This window comes from Desulfovibrio sp. 1214_IL3152, from assembly GCF_036763055.1.
In the GTDB taxonomy this organism is placed as follows: domain Bacteria; phylum Desulfobacterota; class Desulfovibrionia; order Desulfovibrionales; family Desulfovibrionaceae; genus Desulfovibrio.
In genome coordinates, this window is sequence record NZ_JBAIYW010000280.1 from 1 (window position 1) to 4,433 (window position 4,433).

Sequence of the window (4,433 nt, forward strand, 5' to 3'; positions counted from 1 at the left end):
CTGGCTGCCTGCCTCCGGGGCGAGGGTGCAGCCGGTGCGGCGCAGGTCGGCCATGCGTTCAATAATTTCGTCGTCAATGGAACCCACGCGCAACGATGGCAGGGAAAGGCCGATCTGTTCACGGGCGCAGCGGTCAAGCACACCGAAACACAGTGTCTTGAGCGCGGAAAAATCGCCGGTGCTCAGCGAGAGAAAGGAGATTTCGTCAAAGCCCGTTTCACTCAGGCATTGGTCCAGCAGGCTCTGGATGGTTTCAAGCGAGCGCTCCCGAACGGGACGGTAAACCATGCCCGCATGGCAGAAACGGCACCCCCGGGTACACCCGCGCGCAATTTCCAGCGACAGCCTGTTGTGTACGGCCCCTACGGGAACCACCTGCCTGGTAGGATAGGGCGTATTGTTGATGTCCGCCACAATGCGGCGCACCGGGCGGGTATAGTCCGCAATCAGGGGAACGGGAGGCGCGGAAGGGGCTTCCGGGCGGGCGGCGAACAGCGATGGCACATAGATGCCTGGTATATGACGCGACTCCAGAAGCAGCCGGTCACGGGACCAGCCCTCGTCCAGAGCCTTTTCCAGCAGCTGAAGCACGTCGGGCAGGCTTTCTTCGCCATCGCCAAGAACCATGATGTCTATGAAGGGCGTCAAAGGTTCGGCGCTGAGCAAGGCTCCGCCCCCGGCAATAATCAGGGGGCAGGCTGCAAGGTCCTGCGGGCGGTCGGCGGTGCGCAGGGGAATGCCCGCCAGATCAAGCATGTAGAGCACGTTTGTATAGCAGAGCTCATGCGTTATGGAAAAACTCAGGCAGTGGGTCTGCGCCAGCGGGGTGTCCGATTCCAGCGTTGCCAGAGGCGTGTTGTGGGCGCGCAAGATTTCCGCGGCTTCACGTTCGGGCGCCATGACCCTTTCAGCCCACCATCGGGGGTGGCTGTTGACGATATTGTACAGAATTTTTTGCCCCAGATAGGACATGCCGACATCATAGGTGTCGGGAAAGGCCAGTGCCACACGCAGGCGCATCTTGTCGGGATCCTTGCGGCAGGCATTGTCTTCAATGCCCGCATAGCGGCTGGGTTTCGGCAAAAGGGGCAAAAGGGAACGCATAGACTTCCTCGAAAGTTTTGCAACAGACCTGTGTCTGCACGGGTTTGCTGAAGGCTCGGCGGCTTTTGATACACGCCGCAACAAAACGGCGGCATTGCCTTTTTGTCAGCCTTGCCGTCCGGGGCTTCGGGGTTTTCCCGTCAGCGGGCTGCCGCGCTTTTCAGGGCAAGGCCGCTTTGACGCTGCGCTGACGGCTGTGCGGGCGGGGCATCCGCCATGAAGGCGCAGGTGCTGCGTAATTTACCAGGCCAAACGCTGACGCAGACGTGTTGGCGACGTGAGAATGTCTGTTCTCAGCATGCCGTGCCATAATGACGGGCCGCTAGAGCAGTTTCACTTTGAAATTGCTCTGGCGACTGCGCGAGCAGGCGCCCGCCGCGAAGGCGTAAGCGCAATTTATTTGCGCGGTTAAACGCCGAAGCGAGCGTGTTTTAAACTTTGAAAATGTACATTTTCAAAGTTAATCTGCTCTAGGCAACGAAAGTAAAAGCAGGGTATGAAAAGGGCGGCACATGGGCCGCCCTTGAAAAAAGCCTTAACAGGAAAGCCGGACTTATTTTATAAGCCCGCTGCCGGAGCCGCTGAACGGCTCGGAGCTGAACTGCATTCTGCCAAGCCCGCCGGCTACGGTCAGGTTGGTGCAGGCTTCGATGTACTTGTCCTGAAGTTCCTTGGGGGTGTTGGCGTAGCGATAGAGGAAATTTTTTCCTTCCAGGCTGCCTTCAAATTCTGGCTCAAAGGGATAGCCGTAGGGCAGCATCATCATCTGCACGCCCTGCTGGGTGGGTATGCTCTGGATGGCGGCCACGTCATTAAGGCAGTCTTTTTCGGCATCATACTTGCCAATGACCAGCTCACCCGTTACCAGCTTCATCAAACGAATATCGTAAGCCATGCTTTGCTCCTGAATGTTAATGGCTTGTAGGTAGGCACTGAAGCAGCGCATGTCAAGGCATTTTCTGTTGCCTTGGCTGTCGAAAAGAATAAAATACCGCCATGCAAGATTTTGACGCTTCATCAGAATACACATTGTCCAAGGCGCTTGAGCTTGTGAAAAAGCAGCTCGGGCATGGTTTTATTCGTAAGGACCTGCTGGAACTGGCCCTCACTCACAGTTCGTGGGCCAATGAGTGCGGGCCGGGGCAGGAGCACAACGAGCGGCAGGAATTTCTTGGAGACGCTGTTCTGGAACTGTGCGTCTCGTGGGAGCTTTACCGGCGTTTTCCTTCAGCTCGCGAAGGCGAACTGACCAAGATGCGCTCCGGCCTTGTCAGCGCCGTAAGCCTTGCGGAACGGGCTCGGAGTATGGGCCTCGACAGGCTTTTGAAATTGGGAAGGGGCGAGGAAAGTCAGGGAGGAAGAAAGCGCGATGCGGTTTTGAGCGATGCGCTTGAGGCCGTATTGGCGGCCATTTATGAAGACGGCGGCTTTGCCGCTGCGCAGGAAGCCGTAGCCCGCATCTTCGCCGGGCAATGGCCCAGCAGGGCCGGTGACGGCAAGGCTTCCAAGGATTATAAGACCCGGCTTCAGGAAGCCTCGCAACAGCGTTACGGGCAGGCGCCCCTGTATACGCGCGTGGGCAGCCATGGCCCGGAGCACTCCAAGGTTTTTGAAGTCGCTTTGCGACTGCCTGACGGCACCGAGTTTTCGGCCAGCGGCAGCAGTTGTAAAAAAGCCGAACAGCAGGCCGCGTGTATGGCGCTTGAAGCCCTCGGAGAAACGGAACAATAACCCGCAAGAGCCTGCCGAACAACGAAAAATCATTGCGGCCCAGAGCTGCGGGACATCTGTGTTTATGTGAACCGGCTGCCTGGCGCAAAGATGACGCAATTTTGACTGGTCCGGGGGCACGGCCCCCGGACCTCCCATCTTTGGTCTGCCACAGCCTATTATTGAGATGACCTAGCCGCCAATGAGCTGCATAGCCATCTGGGGCAGCGAGTTGGCCTGCGAGAGCATGGCTACCGCAGACTGGCTCAGAATCTGGTTGCGCACGAACTGCGTCATTTCCGTGGCTACGTCCACGTCTGAAATGCGCGATTCGGCCGCCTGCAGGTTTTCCGCCTGAATATTCAGGTTGGTAATGGTGTTTTCCAGGCGGTTTTGCATGGCGCCCAGGTGAGCGCGAATTTTGTCCTTGGAAACAATGGCGTTGGTGATGGCCTCCAGGGCGCGCTGCGCGGCCTGCTGGGTCGAAACTGTTCCGCCGTCACGCAATTCGCCCGTGGCACCGTCAATGGCCTGGTTGCCTACGCCCAGGGCAGAGGCGGTGCTGTTGCCGATCTTGATGTAGTAATAGTCTTCGGCAGAGTCGTTGCCCGTGCCGAAGTGGACCTTGAGCTTGCCCGTGGAAGTCAGGCCGCTGCCGTCGTGCGTGTCGCTGGACAGCGCGCCGTTGAGCAGATGAATGCCGTTAAAGTCCGTGGCATTGGCGATACGGGTAATTTCCGAAGCCATGGCCTGATACTCGGACTCGATCATGAGGCGCTGTGTGGAGTCATACGTGCCGGTAGCGGCCTGTTCCGCCAGCTCTTTCATGCGGGTGAGTTTTTCGTCAATTACGCCCAGAGCGCCGTCAGCGGTCTGAATCATGGATATGGCGTCGTTGGCGTTGCGCGCGCCCTGCTGCAGGGTGGCGATGTCAGCCCTTTGCAGTTCGCGGATTGCCAGACCGGCGGCGTCGTCTGCCGCGCTGTTGACGCGCAAGCCTGTGGAAAGGCGCTGCACCGACTTGCTCAACTGGGAGTAGTGAGCATTCAAATTTCTGGCCGTGTTTGCGGCCATCAGGTTGTGGTTAATAACCAAAGACATGGGACACCTCCTGGTGGTTACTAAGCTGTATCCCCGGCTTTGCAATCCATGTGCCAAAAAAATATATTATTTAATTATAATGAGTTATAAAACAATTGTGGGCGTGGGAATTTTTTTCCTCCTTCTTGGTGCGAAAAATTTGACGCGCGGGGCAGTGTCTCCGGGCCGATAACGGAAAAATTTGCGGGCAATGCTACGTGCGGCTCAACACGGCGTAATAAAAACAGCTTCCGTAGGGAAGCTGGCAGGGCGCTTTTGTAAGATTGTTTCAAAGCAAGCGCCATCAAGCCCAGTGGTGGAGCCGCAAACGCAAGTTCTTTGCGCGAACAGGCAACGGAGCGGGCATGCTTTAATTTAAGGGGTTATAGTCTCAAGTTATCTGCTCCAGCCGGAATGGCTGGCCGGGACGGGCGGCAGCGCGTGCTGGGCCCATGTATGTGTGCAAGGGGGCGGGCGTGTGCAGGGAAAAGAAAACGACTGCCTGCTCCCAGGCAGCACGCGCAGGATTTCAGCCGGGG

General features: G+C 57.5%; 4 protein-coding genes. 1 reads left to right on the plus strand and 3 read right to left on the minus strand.

The features are described from left to right. Both V6C07_RS05970 and V6C07_RS05975 read right to left on the minus strand, forming a co-directional pair. On the minus strand, nucleotides 1-1,104 hold a 1,104-nt coding region (locus tag V6C07_RS05970), incomplete at its 3' end, for a radical SAM protein (protein WP_333535445.1). Between the two features lie 553 nt (nucleotides 1,105-1,657). Continuing rightward, the gene (locus V6C07_RS05975) at nucleotides 1,658-1,999 is read right to left on the minus strand and encodes a hypothetical protein (protein WP_333535446.1); all 342 of its coding nucleotides are present in this window, start codon (nucleotides 1,997-1,999) and stop codon (nucleotides 1,658-1,660) included. Between the two features lie 101 nt (nucleotides 2,000-2,100). Here V6C07_RS05975 and rnc point away from each other — a divergent pair, with 101 nt between their 5' ends. Continuing rightward, nucleotides 2,101-2,835, plus strand: coding sequence for a ribonuclease III (gene rnc / locus V6C07_RS05980; protein WP_333535447.1), 735 nt, complete (start codon nucleotides 2,101-2,103; stop codon nucleotides 2,833-2,835). Between the two features lie 171 nt (nucleotides 2,836-3,006). Here the strand turns inward: rnc and V6C07_RS05985 are convergent, their stop codons facing one another. After that, nucleotides 3,007-3,915 (minus strand): flagellin, encoded by a 909-nt coding sequence (locus V6C07_RS05985; RefSeq protein WP_333535448.1) that lies wholly within the window; start codon nucleotides 3,913-3,915, stop codon nucleotides 3,007-3,009. Between the last annotated feature and the right edge of the window lie 518 nt (nucleotides 3,916-4,433).

Coding starts and splice junctions, on each gene's coding strand:
- V6C07_RS05975 (WP_333535446.1), bottom strand. CDS start 1,999: ATGGCTTACGATATTCGTTTGATGAAGCTGGTAACGGGTGAGCTGGTC.
- rnc (WP_333535447.1), top strand. CDS start 2,101: ATGCAAGATTTTGACGCTTCATCAGAATACACATTGTCCAAGGCGCTT.
- V6C07_RS05985 (WP_333535448.1), bottom strand. CDS start 3,915: ATGTCTTTGGTTATTAACCACAACCTGATGGCCGCAAACACGGCCAGA.